This is a genomic window from Sulfitobacter sp. OXR-159 (assembly GCF_034377145.1).
GTDB lineage: Bacteria > Pseudomonadota > Alphaproteobacteria > Rhodobacterales > Rhodobacteraceae > Sulfitobacter.
In genome coordinates, this window is the sequence record NZ_CP139707.1 from 2331149 (window position 1) to 2345250 (window position 14102).

Here is a 14102-nt window from a genome sequence, read left to right on the forward strand (position 1 = left end):
CCGCCTTAGGCGCCGCGGCGCTGGACGATCTGGTTCAGGAAAATAAGAGCCGCTTCGCCATCCGTGGCGTCGTGGAGGCCCATCGGGGTCGCGTTGTAATTGGCCGCGGGCACCGAGGCACGGGCAAATGTCAGGCTGGTTTCGCGGGTGAACATCCCGTCAAAGCGAAATGCCCGACGGCCACGGCGCGCAGGTTTCCAATAGGCGAGGTCACTGCCCTGCCCTTTGAGGATGATCGCTTTGGTCCCGCTTCGGCGCATCTCGTCACGTCCCTTGGTTCGGATGATTCTGCGTTTGTTAAGGCAGTAAGCCAGTTGTTTGTGTCGAGATTGCGGCAATTTGATGAACATTGTCCGAAATTGGGCAGAAACCATCACATTCCGGCAGGTTTAAGGTCAAAAACGGGTCGCCTCAGCCCCAAAGTGCTTTTCTCAACATATTTAGCGCCACCAGCACCAGAAACCCGGCAAAGACCCGTCTGAGCGGCTTGGGGTCCATCGCATGGGCCAGCCGCACGCCCCAAGGCGCGGTGATGAGCGTCATTGTCACGACAATCCCGAAGGCACCTAGATTAACCGCGCCGATGGTCAAGGGCGGGCGGCTTTGCGCGATATCAACGAAGAGAAAGGCAATCACCGAGGGCACGGCGATCAAAAGCCCAAAGCCCGCCGCTGTGGCCACGGCCCGGTGAATGGGCCGACCATGGAGCGTCATCAGCGGCACGCCAAAGCTGCCGCCACCGATCCCCATCAGCACCGACAGAAACCCGACCATCGGCGACAGGATCGCACGTTTGATGCCACGCGGCATGGTCTCTCCCAAGCGCCAATCGCTGCGCCCGAACCCTAGGTAGAGCCCCACAATCAGCGCCAGCCCGCCAAAGATCGCCTGAAGCGTCTGGGTGCGCAATTGCGCCACCAGCAGCACGCCCAAGATGGCCCCCACCATGATCCCCGGCGCCCACGTGCGCAGGATTTCCCAATCGACCGCGCCCTTTTTATTATGTGCATGGACCGAACGCGCAGAGGTGACGATGATCGTCGCCAGTGATGTCGCAAGGCAAATCTGCATCAGCTGTGGCCCGTCATAGCCGAGCGATTGCAGCGCATAGAAAAACGCGGGGACCAAGACAATCCCCCCGCCGACGCCCAGCAGCCCTGTCAGAACACCGGCAAAACCTCCGATCAAAGCGATAAGTACCAGCATCGGCAAAAGATCATTCAACTCTGGCATGTGCACCTCCCGGCTGTCGTTGCGCCTATCAAGACGTTTCGCGCCCGGGGTTCAAGGCGATAACGCGGGGTTGCACTTCCCCTAAGCGGAGTTAGGTTGCGCGCGAAAGTCGGCCCCAGACATCGGTCTGCGCTTGCCGCCTTGCCCATTTGGCCCTGGCCATCCCATCCGAAAGGACATCACGTGCTACGTTCAGCGCTCATTCTCGGGTTGCTGGGGCTGGTCGGCCCCTTCGCCATCGACATGTATCTTCCCGCCATGCCCGCCATCGCCGCCAGCTATGGCGCGTCAGAGACGGCGGTTCAGGCGACCATCACCGCCTATTTCATCGCCTTCGGGCTGGGTCAGCTTTTCTATGGCCCATGGGCCGATCAGGCGGGGCGCAAGCTGCCGATCATGGTGGGGCTGGTGCTGTTCCTCATCGCATCATTCGGGGCCGCCTTCGCGCCGACGATGGCGGCGCTGACGGGCTGGCGCGCGCTGCAAGGGCTTGGCGGTGCGGTGCTGATGGTGGTGCCGCGTGCGATCATCCGCGACCAATATACCGGCACGCAGGCCACGCGGTTGATGGCGATGTTGATGCTGGTGATCTCGATCTCGCCGATGCTGGCCCCTCTGGCGGGCAGCGCAGTGATGGCGCTGGCCGATTGGCGCGCGATTTTCATGACCTTGGCTGTCTTGGCCATTGCCGCTCTGGCACTCACCGCCTTCGCTCAGCCCGAGACGCTGCCCGTCAAACGCCGCGTGCGGATCAACCCGCGCAACCTTTGGCGTGGGGCGAAAGTGCTGCTGAGCGATCCGATCTTCATGGGGCTGACCTTTATCGGCGGCTTTGCCATGGGGTCATTCTTTGTCTTCATCGCCTTTGCGCCCTTTGTCTACACCGGGCAATACGGGCTGGGGCCGACGGGGTTTTCGCTGGCCTTTGCGGTCAACGCGGTCGGCTTCTTCTCGGCCTCGCAACTGGCGGGGTGGCTGGGCGAACGCTGGGGCATGCGCAGCCTTGTGCGGCGCGGTGTGGCGGGCTTTGTCTTCTTTTCCGCCGCGATCTTTGTCACCGCGTTGGTCACCGATCCGGGCCTCTATCTGGTGATGGCGGGGCTGTTTTGCGCCAATGCCTGCCTTGGCGTCGTGGTGCCGACGGTCATGGTCGTGGCGCTGGACGATCACGGCGATATCGCTGGTCTCGCCTCTTCGCTGGGCGGCACATTGCAGATGGTGGCGGGTGGCCTCTCCATTGCGCTGGCCGGGCCGTTCTTTGACGGTTCTGTCACACCGATGCTGGGGGCGATCGCGGCCTGCGGACTGGTGGCCGCCCTGCTCACGCTGGCGCTGCTGCGGCCCCGCCCGATGGCAGAGCCCACGGTTTAAACCTACCCCGCCGCGGCGATTTCCTGCGCCGCGGCGACCTCGGCCAAGGCCGCTTCGACCAGTTCCGGCCCCGCGCCGGGCTTATGCGCCCCTTCCGATAGGATACGCCGCCACTGCCGCGCGCCGGGCCGCCCGGCAAAAAGCCCCAGCATATGCCGGGTGATCTGCCCCAGACGTCCGCCGCTGGCCAGATGCGCCTCGATATAGGGCAACATCCCCTGCACCGCGGCCTCTGCACTGCTGTCAGCACCCCGCCCGTAGATGCGCCGATCAGCGCTGGCGAGGATGTCGGTCGGCGCATGATAGGCGCTGCGCCCCACCATGACGCCATCTAACCCGGCATCCAGAAAAGCTTCGGCCTGATCGAGCGATGTGACCCCACCATTGACCGAAATATGCAGGTTCGGAAACAGCCCCTTCATCTGATGCACGAGATCATAGTCCAACGGTGGAATATCGCGGTTTTCCTTGGGGCTCAGCCCCTGCAACCACGCCTTGCGCGCATGGATCGTGACACGGGTGCAGCCCGCCGCCACAATACGCGCAAGGAACTCGGGCAAGATTTCCTCAGGGTTCTGATCGTCCACGCCGATACGGCATTTCACGGTCACCTCGACATCGCAGGCCGCGCGCATGGCATCCACGCAGTCCGCCACCAGCCCCGGCTGCTGCATCAAGACCGCGCCAAAGGCACCTGATTGCACCCGGTCAGACGGGCAGCCGCAATTGAGGTTAATCTCATCATAGCCAGCGTCAGCCCCCAACCGTGCCGCCTGTGCCAGCTCTGCGGGGTCCGACCCGCCAAGTTGTAGCGCCACGGGATGTTCCGAAGGATCGTGATCCAGCAGATGCAACGCCCCGCCCCGCACCAGCGCAGGGGCGGTGACCATCTCGGTATAGAGGAGCGTCTCACGGCTCAGCAGCCGGTGGAGGTAGCGGCAGTGGCGGTCGGTCCAGTCCATCATAGGTGCCACCGACAGACGCGCTGCGCGGTAAACCTCGGCGTGGGTGAATTTCTGATCGCGCATGCGGGTGGCTCCGTCGTTAATTCACGGCCTTCTGCACGGCTTTGCGGGGGCGGCGCAAGATGTTCTTGTGCCGCAGCCCTCCCCGCGCGTCATGTCGCGCGCGCGCGGGCAACGCTCCGTCAAAACGCTGTGGCCGTCTCCGTCTGTGACAGAATGCCCAAGCTTGCAAATGCACGTTCCAGATCGCGGTCACCGAAAGGTTTCTGAACCACGGCACAACGGCCCAAAGCCGCGGCGGAGGGGACTTCCGCTTGGCCGGTGGCAAAGATGATCGGCATATCGGGATGCTGCGCGCGCACGCGGGTGGCGACCTCCTCGCCCGAAATATCCGGCAGGCCCACGTCGATCAGCAGCGCGTCGTATTGCCCCTCTTGCAGCCTGTCCAATGTCTCCTGACCCGACGCGGTTTCGGTGACCTCGGTGCCCAGCCCGCTGAGGATATCCGCCAGATCAAGCCGGATCAGCGCGTCGTCTTCGCAGAGCAGCACATGACAGGGCCGGTCTGGCTGCTCTTGGACTACGTCAGCCTTTGTTTTTGCAGCGGGAGCCGAGGACAGCGCGTCGCGGACTTTGATCGCCAAAGCGTCTTTGGTGAAGGGTTTGGCGAGGAACTGCACCCCGGCATCCACCCGGCCATCGCGCACGATCGCATCGCGTGAATAGCCCGAGATAAAGAGGATCGGCAGGTCGGGCCGCTCGGCCTGAAGGGTTTCGGCCATGTCGCGGCTGCTCAGTTCTCCGGGCATGACCACGTCCGAGACCAAAAGATCGAATTCCGGTGCTTGCCGCGCGGCCTCTAGGGCGGTGGCGGGGTCTTCTGCGGTGCGTACGCGGTAGCCCAGATCCGACAGCAAGGCGGCGGTGGCGTCGCGCACCTCGGCGTCGTCTTCGACCAGCAGAACGGTCTCGTTCCCGCCCGCGATGTCGGTGGGGTCATGCCATTGCAAAGGCTCCGCCGCCGTCTCGGCGCGCGGCAGCAAAAGCGTCACCGTCGTGCCCGCGCCGGGATGGCTGGCGATGGTGGCCCGCCCGCCCGATTGCCGCGCGAAGCCATAAACGGTGGAGAGCCCAAGCCCGGTGCCTTTGCCTACCGGTTTGGTGGTAAAAAACGGATCGAACACTTTGGCCAGCGTATCCGCCGGGATGCCGGGCCCGTGGTCGATGACTTTGACCTCCAGATAGTCGCCCGCCACCATATCAGGCTCACCCAGCAATTCTTCGGGGCCGATATGCCGGTTCTCGACCGCGATTTTCAACTTGCCGCGCCCCTCCATCGCGTCGCGCGCGTTGATGACGAGGTTTAGCACGGCATTCTGGGTGCTTGCCGCATCGGCGTAGGCTGGCCACAGGGCATCGGGCGTGTCGAGTTCGACCTCCATCCCCTCGCCCAAGGCGCTGCGCATGATGTCGTCGATATCACTGAGCAGATCGCGCAGGTCGATCGAGCGCGGCTGCAATGGCTGACGGCGGCTGAACGCAAGCAGTTGCGAGGACAGCGACGCGCCGCGCTCCACCGCCCGCATGGCCGCGTCGATCCGCACCCGCGCCGGGGAATCGGCTGCAATTTCGCGCGCGGCCATGGTCAGGCTGCCGGTCATCACCTGCAGCAGGTTGTTGAAATCATGGGCAACGCCGCCAGCAAGATTGCCGACCGCCTCGACCCGCTGGCTTTGGGCCAACCGGTCGTGAAGCTCTTCCAACTCGCGGTTGCGTTTCTCGACACGCTCTTCCAACGTCGTGTTCAGATCGGCCAGTTGGCGGGACAGTTCTTTCTGCTCGTGAATTTCGGAATTCGTGCCGACCCAGCGCATCACCGCGCCTTGGTCATCTCTGGTCGGCACGGCCCGCACCAAGTGCCAGCAATAGGCACCATCGGCCCGTCGCAGGCGAAATTCACTTTCGTAGACCGCCCCGGTTTCCACTGCCTTTGCCCAAGTGGCAATCGCCTCGGCGCGGTCCTCGGGGTGAATGATCGCGGGCCATGCATCCCCAACCAGACTGCCCGGCGTAGCACCCGAAAAGGCATATATCTGATCGCTGACCCAATCCAAACGCCCATCGGCGGTGGCGGTCCAGACATGGACCGGCATGGTATGGGCCATAGTGCGGAATCGTTCCTCCGCCTCGCGCAGCTTGGTTTCGGCAAGCTTATGCGCGGTGACGTCATTGCCTTGGATCACGATGCCGATGGTTTCCCCCCGCACGTTGTCGAGCGGTTGAAACACGAAATCGACGACGACCCGTTCAGTCGGACCTCCGGGGCTGCGTTGCACCCATGCCTCGGCCCCCTGTTGGCTCACGGCTTCGCCGGTGCGATAGACCTCGTCCAGCATTTCGAAAAAGCCTTGCCCTGCGATTTCGGGCAAAGCCTCGCGCGCGGGTTTGCCAATAAGGTCCCGCTGACCAACCATTCGTAAATAGGCGGCGTTGACCGTGCGAAAGACGTGGTTCGGCCCCATGAGGGTGACCATGAAATTCGGTGCCTGTTCAAAGATCAACTTGAAAAGGCTGATCCCGGTATCGAGTTCCAGATTCTGCTGCGTCACCTCATGGGCCCGGCGCAACACGGCGGCTTGGGCCGAGCCTGCACGCCCCTCCCCCGGGGTTTCGGCGGTATAGACCTCGGTGATGTCCTGCGTGTGCTGCAAGATGAACTCAACCTCGCCATCCGCATCTAGGATCGGCGTATGGGTCGCGCTCCAATAGCGGTCTTCGGTTTTGCCCTCGGCACTGGCGATTGGATAGGGGATGACCGGCAGGTGATCGGTGGTGCCATCGCGGAACACCCGTGCGAAAGACGCGCGCAGCATGCGGCCCGACTCGCTTTCGGGGTCAGATGGAAATTCCTCGAACAAGTCCTTCCCGATAAGCCGCTCTAACTGGCGATCAGTCACCTGTAGGTAGGCATCATTCGCCCAGACCACCCGAAGCTCACTATCCAACAACACGAAGGGCGACGGCGCGGCCTGGAGGATTTTTTCAAAGTCATGGGTCATCGTGTGTTGATCTTCTTATCTATCGGAACGTGCAGGTCAGCAGCCTCAGCCGCGCATTCAATCTTGATTTATGATGTCAGGCAAGGACGGTTGCAGCGCCGTGTCTCGCGGCTGCCCTGACTTGGCTCGCTACGGCAGGGAGGGTTTCGGAGGCTGCTCTAGATTTCATCGTATCTCGGAATTTTTAGGTCTGGGCGGCGGGCGCCGCTGCGTCTTAGCCGCGCGTCACGCATATGTAGTCCACAATCCCTGCGGAACCAGCACCTCGCGCAGATTTTGCAACGTCTTGCACTCTGCGCTGAGTTTGCGATGAATGGAGCCGCCGCGCCTACCATGCCCAACGGGCCGATCAGCCATCGCCTTTTTCTCATTTCCGCCCGCGCGGCCATTTCCAAAAGCCATTCAGGACCACCGCATGACATTCCGCTTCATCCACGCGTCTGACCTGCACATCGGGCGCAAGTTCGCCAATATCCCGCAAGCGGCGGATGGCAACATCCGGGGGCGCCTGATGGAAGCACGGCATGGGGCCATCGCCAAACTGGCCCAAGCCGCGCGGGATCACGGGGCGGCGCATGTGCTCTTGGCGGGCGATACATTCGACACTGCGACACCTTCGGCCGCCGTGCTGCGGCAGGCCCTGACCGCCATGGGCGAGGCGGCAGAGGTGACTTGGTGGATCCTGCCCGGCAACCACGACAATCTGCGCGATGCCGAACCCCTGTGGGAGGTGATCCACCGCGATGCCCCCGCCAATCTGCGCGCCCTCATGGACGCTGCCCCGGTTGAGATCAGCACGGATGCAAGCCTGTTGCCCTGCCCCGTCACCTTTCGCGCCGGCGCCAGCGATCCAAGCGCCCCTTTGGACAAGATGCAAAGCCCCGAGGGGCATCTGCGCATCGGCCTCGCCCACGGCGGCGTCACCGATTTCACCGACAGCGGAGAGGCGATTGCGCCTGACCGGGACCAGCGCGCGGGGTTGGACTACCTCGCTCTTGGCGATTGGCACGGGCGGATGGCCGTTTCAGACCGGGTCCAATACTGCGGCACGCCGGAGCAGGATCGTTTCAAACACGGGCGCCGGGGCGTCTGCCTTGCGGTTGAGGTTGCAGGCCCCGGCGCTGCCCCCAAGGTGGATGAAATCGAAACCGGCAGATTCCTTTGGTCCGAGGCCGAGCTTACGCTTCACCCCCGCCAAGACGCGGCGGCGGCATTGCAGGCCCTGCTGCCCGCTGCGGGCCGCCGGGATCACCTGCTGCGCGTCAAGGCAGGGGGCTGGGCGGGCCTTCCCGATCGCGCAGCGCTTGCCCGCGCGGCCGAGGCCTGTGCCCCCGATTTCGCGCATTTCGAACTGGTGACCGAAGGTTTGGGCACGCAATATGAGGCCGCAGACCTTGATGAGATCGACCGCGGCGGTGCCCTGCGCATGGCGGCGGAAGCTTTGGTGAACGAGGCGCAATCCGACACCCTGCCCCAGTCCGAGCGTGATGTGGCCGCCGATGCCCTCGCCCGGCTTCATGCCTATGTGCAGGGGGCAAAAGCATGAAAATCCGCGCCATCACCCTCAACAACGTCCGCCGCTTCACCGACCCCGCGCAGGTGACCGGAATAGGCGACGGGATCAATGTCTTGAGCGAGCCGAACGAGCACGGCAAATCCACGCTTTTCGACGCGATACAGGCGCTGTTCTTCAAACCCTTCGGCTCTCGCGATAAAGAGGTCGCCGCCCTGCGCCCCCATGCGGGCGGTGCGCCGGAGGTAACCATCGAGGTCGAAACCGACGAAGGGCTCTTTACCGTTCACAAACGGTGGTTCCAAAAGCCCCTTGCCACCGTGCACCGCGATGGCAGGCTGATCGCGCAGGCGGATGAGGCCGAGGCATGGATCGCGCAGCTTTTGGGCGGGGATGCAGGCGGTCCGTCAGGGCTGATCTGGGTCCGGCAGGGCATGACCGCGCTGACCGGCGGCTCGACCAAAGAGGAGAAACTGGCGCTGGAGGCGCGGCGCGATCTGATGACCTCGGTCGGGGCCGAGGTCGAAGCGATGACCGGCGGGCGGCGCATGGACAAGGCGCTGGCACAATGCCGCGACGAGCTTGCCCAATACGCCACCGGCACCGGACGCCCGCGCACCGGCGGAGCGTGGAAAGAGGCCCAAGATCAAGTGGAGGCGCTACAGGCCACGCGCGACCAACTGACCGCCACCGCGCGAGAGTTGCAGGACGCCTTGGCCGAGCGTCAGCGGGCACGGCGGGCCTTGGCCGACCTCGAAGCGCCTGAGGTGGTCGAAGAACGCCGCCAAAAGCTCGAGGCCGCCCGCGCCGCCCATGCCGCCGCCACCCGCTACGCGGAAGAACTGGAAACCCTCGTCCGGGCCGTAGACCTCGCGCGTCTCACGGCTGAAAGCGCCACATCACGGCTCGACAGCTACCGCGCCGGAGAGATCGAGCAAAAGGCCGCCCGCGCCGCCGAAGCCACAGCCCGCAAAGCGGCAGAGACCGCCCACTGTATCCTATCTGAACGCCGCGCCGCACTGGACACCGCAGAGGCCGCCGCGACAGAAGCCCGCGCCGCCCTCAAAACCGCCGAGGACCAACACCGCCACGCTTTGCGGGCGCGCGCCGCGCGGGACGGCGCTGACCGCCGCCGCGCGCTTGAGGATCGCATCAAAGAGGCCGAAGAGGCCCGCCGCCGGATGGAGACCGCCGGTGCCGCCGCCCAATCCGGCCCGGACGCCGCCACGATGCAACGGCTAGAAACCCTTTCTGCCGAACTCTCCGCCAGCCGCGCCGCCCGCGATGCCGCAGCCCCCCAAGTGATCGTCCGCTACGCCCACGGCCAATCGGGCAGCATTCACAGCGACAGCGGGCCGTTGGCGGAGGGCACCCCCCTGCCCCTTCCGCGCAGCACCACCCTGCGGATCGACGGTATCGGCAGTTTGGAAGTCCACCCCGGCGCGGAGGGCGCAGAGGACGGCCCAGTCGAAACCGCAGCCGCCAGCCTGCAAGCCGCGCTCGACCAGATTGGCGCGCCTGACCTGACCGGGGCCCGCGCCGCCGCCGCAGCCCGTGTGGAAGCCGCCGCGCGTCAGGGAGAGGCCAAGGCCGTTCTCAACAGCCTCGCCCCTGAGGGGATCGACGCGCTGCACCAAGCCCTCGCCGCTATTCCGGCCTCGGAGGAGGTTTCCGACGCACCTGATCTTGCGCACGCCGAAAACGCCCTCGAAACTGCGCAGGCCGGGCATGAGACGTGCCGGATTGCGCGGGAGACAGCAGCCGAGGCGCTGGCCGATGCCAAGGCCGATGCCGCGGTCAAAGACGCGCAGCTTGCCTCGCTCAGTGACCGGTTGCAGCGCGCCGAGGCGCAGCAGGCCAAGCTGGGCGATGTCACGGAAGACGCGCTTGCCACCCAAGCCGCCAGCGCCGCCGCCGCGCTGGAGGCCGCACGCCTGTCCCACGCCGAAAAGGCCAAAGACGCGCCAGATGCGGCCAGCCTTCGGGCCGCCCTCACCCGCGCGGAATCGGTCGAGGCCCAAGCCCGAGAGGAAGTCGCCCGCCTGCGTCCCCTGCTGGCCCGGCTCAGCGAACGCATCACCCGCGCCTCTGGCGACGCGGTGGAGGAACGGCTCGCCGAGACCGAAGACCAATTGCAGGCCGCCGAAGAGACCCTCGCGCGGATCGCCCATGAGGTTGCGGTGCTCATCCGGCTGGAAGGCGCTTTGCAAGACGCGCGGAACGAGGCGCGAGAGCGGTACTTCACCCCCATCGTCAAAGAACTCAAACCGCTGCTGCAGCTCCTTTGGCCCGATGCTGAGTTGACATGGGGCGAGGAATCGCTGCTGCCGCACGCGCTGATCCGCGAAGGTCGCGAAGAGCCGATCGACGTCCTTTCAGGTGGCACACAGGAACAGGTGGCGCTTTTGGTACGGCTGGCCTTTGCGCGGATGCTGGCCCGTGCGGGACGCATCGCGCCGGTGATCTTGGACGACGCGCTGGTCTTTACCGATGACGACCGGATCGAGCGGATGTTCGACGCGCTTCACCGGCAGGCCAGCGATATGCAGATCATCGTCCTGACTTGCCGCCAACGCGCCTTTCGTGCCCTTGGCGGACAGGCTTTGCGGCTGCAAACGGTGGACCGATAGAAATAACGGCATCAAGTGCCCTGCGTAAATGAACTTTTCCCCCTGTCCCGCGTTGGCTTCGTAGCATCTGCGCAGGGCATGGTGGGGGGAATACATTGAACGATATCGCCGCGATCAGACGGTTGTTGGAAGTGCTGGTACTGATCGCCCTCTTCGTGACTGCCTATTTCGCCAAGGATTTGCTGCTGCCGATCCTGCTTGGTTTCCTCCTCGCGCTGACGCTTAGTCCGCTGATCCGCTCCTTTGAAAAATTTGGCATCTCGCCTCCGCTGGGGGCTGTGCTGCTGATTGGCTTTGTCGGGCTGATCATCTTTGTGCTGGCCGGGCTGTCGGCGGGCACCGTGGCCACGTGGTCCGACGAAATCCCCTCGATGGGCAATGAGATACAGCGCAAGCTGCAAGGCTGGATGAAGACGGTAGAGGATGTCCGCTCTGCCACGGAACAGGTCGAAAAGATCGGCGCAGATAACGGCGCCAGCAAACCCGAAGAGGTGGTGGTCAAACAGCCGGGCCTGCTCGACAATGCCATGAACACCGGCGCGCGGATTGGCGGCACGGTGGCCGTCGCCCTTGTGCTGGCGCTGTTCCTGCTGGCCTCGGGCGATCTGTTTTACCTCAAGCTGGTTCAGTCCTTCCAGACCTTCACCGGCAAGAAGCGCGCGCTAAAGGCGGTCTATGACGTTGAGCGCCGCGTGTCGCGCTACCTGCTGACCATCACCATCATCAACGCGGGGCTTGGCGTCTCTGTTGGGCTTTACCTTTTCGCGCTTGGGCTGCCCGTTCCTTATGTCTGGGGCTTGGCGGCGTTCTTGCTGAACTTCCTGCCCTATATCGGCGGGGTGATCGGCGCGGTGCTGGTGGGGGCCTATGCCATCGCCACATTCGACAGCGTCGGCTATGCGATCCTTGCCCCCATCGGCTATCAGATCCTCACCGGGATCGAGGGGCAGTTCATCACCCCCTACCTTGTGGGGCGTCGGTTGGAGTTGAACACCGTTGCCGTGTTCCTCACCGTGGTCTTTTGGGGCTGGCTTTGGGGGATTGCGGGCGCGCTCGTGGCGGTGCCCTTCCTCGTGGTCTTCAAGGTGATTTGCGAGAATGTCACCGCGCTCAACATGATCGGGCATTTTCTGGATAAATCCGCCCCCGATGTGGCGGCAACCGCGGCGGATGAACCCGCCGCGGAAAAGCCCGGTGGCTAAAGCTGCCTAGCCCGCGAGGGACGGCAGCCAAAGCACAATCTGCGGGAAGGCCACAAGCAAGCCGATGGTCACCGCGTCGGCGATGAAGAAGGGCATCACGCCGCGGAACACGTCCTGCACGCTGAGGTCGGGGCGCACGCCCGCGACGACAAAGCAGTTGAGGCCAATGGGCGGGGTGATCAGACAGAACTCCGCCATCTTCACCACCAGAATGCCGAACCAGATCGCGCACATTGGCCCCGACATGCCAAAGGCGCTGTCAGCCGCAGAGACGAACTCGCCCCCGTTGAGCGCCATGACCGCCGGATAGACCACGGGCAGCGTCAAAAGCAGCATGCCGATGGCGTCCATGAACATACCCAATACCGCATAGGCCAGCAGGATGCAGATCAGGATGATCATCGGAGAGGTTTCGAGCGAGGAGATCCAATCGGCAAACGCGCCCGGCAGATCGGCAAAGCCCAAGAAACGCACGTAGATCAACACGCCCCAGATGATGGTGAAGATCATCACCGTCAGCTTGGCCGTCTCCAACAGCGCGTCCTTCAACTCGGCCAGACGCATCCCACGGAAAACCGCCATGCAGAAGACGATGAACGCACCCACGGCGCCGCCCTCAGTGGGGGTGCCCCAAGCGTCGCCAAAGGGGTTGTAGACGAAGAAGATGATGATCACGACCACCGCGACAATCGGCAGAGCGGCAGGCAAAGCGGCAAAGCGTTCACGCCATGTGAAGCCGGTCACCGGCGGGCCGACGTTCTTCCAGATCATGGCAATGCCGATGATCAACACCGCATAGACTACCGCCGAAAAGGCACCGGGGATGAAGCCTGCGAGCAGCAGCTTGCCCACGTCCTGCTCAACGATGATCGCATAGATCACGAGGATCGCCGAGGGCGGGATCAGCGAGGCCAGCGTGCCCCCTGCCGCCACGACACCCGCCGCGAACTGCTTATTATAACCGATCTTGAGCATCTCAGGGATGGCGATACGGGCAAAAACCGCTGCGGTGGCCACCGAGGCGCCGGAGACCGCCGCAAAGCCCGCCGTAGCAAATACGGTCGAGACGGCCAAACCACCCGGCACCCAAGCGAACCAGCGTTTCGCAGCCTCGAAGATCGCTTTGGTCAGACCTGCGTAATAGGCCAGAAAGCCGATCAGGATGAAGGTCGGGATCAGCGAGAGTGTCTGGCTTGATACTTTTGAGTGTGGCACCTGCCCGGCGGTCTTGATCGCCACGGTCAGCGCCCAGCCCAGCTGGTCCCACTCCATGCCTTTCTTGGCCCAGAAAATCCAGATAAGGCCGATAAGCCCGGCCATAGCGGCGGCAAAGGCCACCCGCATGCCAAGCACCACCATAAGCAGCATGCCGCCCGAGACCCAAAGGCCGATTTCGATAGGATCCATCAGTCGCGTCCATCCAGTTGTTCGGCCTCGGCCATTGCTTGTTCTGCTGCCGATTGTACCAGCGGCACGGCCACAGGGCGTTCCAGCCCCAGCACCAAGGCCCGGCCATAGCCCCAAATCTGCAGACAAAGCCGCAGAGAGATCACGGCAAAGGCAAGTGGCACCACCAGTTTGCTGGGCCAGATCGGCAGGCCGATGTCGATCGAGCTATCGCGGCTCCACATCGGGGCAGCCATATCAAAACTGCGGTCGAAATGCGCCCAAGCGCCCCACGTCAGCGCCAGCATCAAGAGCAGGATCAGCACGACCGACAGCAGCTCCGCCGCCCAAAGCGCGCGGCCCTTAAGCTGGCCGATCAAGATGTCCATGCGCACATGCCCGCCCATACGTTGGGTATAGGCGATGCCCATGATGGCGATGAAGGGCATCGCCGCTTCGATCCAGTCGACATAGCCCGCCAGCGGCGTGGAAAAGAACTTGCGCCCCCCCACGGACCAAACGGCCAGCACCATCAACATAAAAACGGCAATCCCCGAGATCAGGGCAAAGAAGGTCTCCAGCTTCAGCAGGCCCCGGTCGAGGCGGCTGAGTAGGCTGCTGTCCTCCAGCACGGCGGATGATCCGGCCATCGGCTCTCCTTTTCAGAAAGTCTGTTTGTTACGTCATTAAAGTCGAAAGGGCCGCGCGGTTTGCCGCACGGCCCTTAAAGTCATGCGCGCAAG

At 63.8% G+C, this 14102-nt stretch carries 10 protein-coding genes; 4 read left to right on the plus strand and 6 right to left on the minus strand.

What is annotated here, in order from left to right; genetic code table 11:
- Window positions 1-5: 5 nt before the first annotated feature.
- Both T8A63_RS12015 and T8A63_RS12020 read right to left on the minus strand, forming a co-directional pair.
- Window positions 6-260 carry a hypothetical protein gene (locus T8A63_RS12015; protein ID WP_067621842.1) on the minus strand — a complete coding sequence of 85 codons (255 nt, stop codon included), beginning with the start codon at window positions 258-260 and terminating at the stop codon, window positions 6-8.
- A gap of 151 nt (window positions 261-411) precedes the next feature.
- Window positions 412-1233: a sulfite exporter TauE/SafE family protein gene (locus tag T8A63_RS12020; protein WP_322343936.1), complete on the minus strand. Its 822-nt coding sequence runs from the start codon at window positions 1231-1233 to the stop codon at window positions 412-414.
- Between the two features lie 183 nt (window positions 1234-1416).
- Here T8A63_RS12020 and T8A63_RS12025 point away from each other — a divergent pair, with 183 nt between their 5' ends.
- On the plus strand, window positions 1417-2604 hold the full coding sequence (locus T8A63_RS12025) for a multidrug effflux MFS transporter (protein WP_322343937.1): 1188 nt from the start codon (window positions 1417-1419) through the stop codon (window positions 2602-2604).
- Window positions 2605-2606: 2 nt separating this feature from the next.
- Here T8A63_RS12025 and dusA read toward each other — a convergent pair whose 3' ends face one another.
- Together dusA and T8A63_RS12035 are read right to left on the minus strand one after the other, a co-directional pair.
- On the minus strand, window positions 2607-3632 hold the full coding sequence (gene dusA / locus T8A63_RS12030; RefSeq protein WP_322343938.1) for a tRNA dihydrouridine(20/20a) synthase DusA: 1026 nt from the start codon (window positions 3630-3632) through the stop codon (window positions 2607-2609).
- A 119-nt stretch (window positions 3633-3751) separates the two neighbouring features.
- Window positions 3752-6628, minus strand: coding sequence for a PAS domain-containing protein (locus T8A63_RS12035; RefSeq protein WP_322343939.1), 2877 nt, complete (start codon window positions 6626-6628; stop codon window positions 3752-3754).
- Window positions 6629-7043: 415 nt separating this feature from the next.
- Here T8A63_RS12035 and T8A63_RS12040 point away from each other — a divergent pair, with 415 nt between their 5' ends.
- The 3 genes from T8A63_RS12040 (at window position 7044) to T8A63_RS12050 (ending at window position 11973) form a co-directional block, all read left to right on the plus strand.
- Complete coding sequence (locus tag T8A63_RS12040) at window positions 7044-8174, plus strand: metallophosphoesterase family protein (RefSeq protein WP_322343940.1); 1131 nt, start codon at window positions 7044-7046, stop codon at window positions 8172-8174.
- Window positions 8171-10771 (plus strand): chromosome segregation protein SMC, encoded by a 2601-nt coding sequence (locus T8A63_RS12045; RefSeq protein ID WP_322343941.1) that lies wholly within the window; start codon window positions 8171-8173, stop codon window positions 10769-10771. The genes T8A63_RS12040 and T8A63_RS12045 overlap by 4 nt, the downstream gene beginning before the upstream one ends.
- Before the next feature lie 95 nt (window positions 10772-10866).
- Complete coding sequence (locus T8A63_RS12050) at window positions 10867-11973, plus strand: AI-2E family transporter (protein ID WP_082849525.1); 1107 nt, start codon at window positions 10867-10869, stop codon at window positions 11971-11973.
- 6 nt (window positions 11974-11979) lie between these two features.
- Here the strand turns inward: T8A63_RS12050 and T8A63_RS12055 are convergent, their stop codons facing one another.
- Entirely contained in the window at window positions 11980-13380 is a 1401-nt protein-coding gene (locus tag T8A63_RS12055; RefSeq protein WP_067941434.1) for a TRAP transporter large permease, read from the minus strand.
- On the minus strand, window positions 13380-14009 hold the full coding sequence (locus T8A63_RS12060) for a TRAP transporter small permease subunit (protein ID WP_067622382.1): 630 nt from the start codon (window positions 14007-14009) through the stop codon (window positions 13380-13382). Before T8A63_RS12060 ends, T8A63_RS12055 begins: the two co-directional genes overlap by 1 nt.
- Between the last annotated feature and the right edge of the window lie 93 nt (window positions 14010-14102).

Coding starts and splice junctions, on each gene's coding strand:
- T8A63_RS12015 (WP_067621842.1), bottom strand. CDS start 260: ATGCGCCGAAGCGGGACCAAAGCGATCATCCTCAAAGGGCAGGGCAGT.
- T8A63_RS12020 (WP_322343936.1), bottom strand. CDS start 1,233: ATGCCAGAGTTGAATGATCTTTTGCCGATGCTGGTACTTATCGCTTTG.
- dusA (WP_322343938.1), bottom strand. CDS start 3,632: ATGCGCGATCAGAAATTCACCCACGCCGAGGTTTACCGCGCAGCGCGT.
- T8A63_RS12035 (WP_322343939.1), bottom strand. CDS start 6,628: ATGACCCATGACTTTGAAAAAATCCTCCAGGCCGCGCCGTCGCCCTTC.
- T8A63_RS12040 (WP_322343940.1), top strand. CDS start 7,044: ATGACATTCCGCTTCATCCACGCGTCTGACCTGCACATCGGGCGCAAG.
- T8A63_RS12045 (WP_322343941.1), top strand. CDS start 8,171: ATGAAAATCCGCGCCATCACCCTCAACAACGTCCGCCGCTTCACCGAC.
- T8A63_RS12055 (WP_067941434.1), bottom strand. CDS start 13,380: ATGGATCCTATCGAAATCGGCCTTTGGGTCTCGGGCGGCATGCTGCTT.
- T8A63_RS12060 (WP_067622382.1), bottom strand. CDS start 14,009: ATGGCCGGATCATCCGCCGTGCTGGAGGACAGCAGCCTACTCAGCCGC.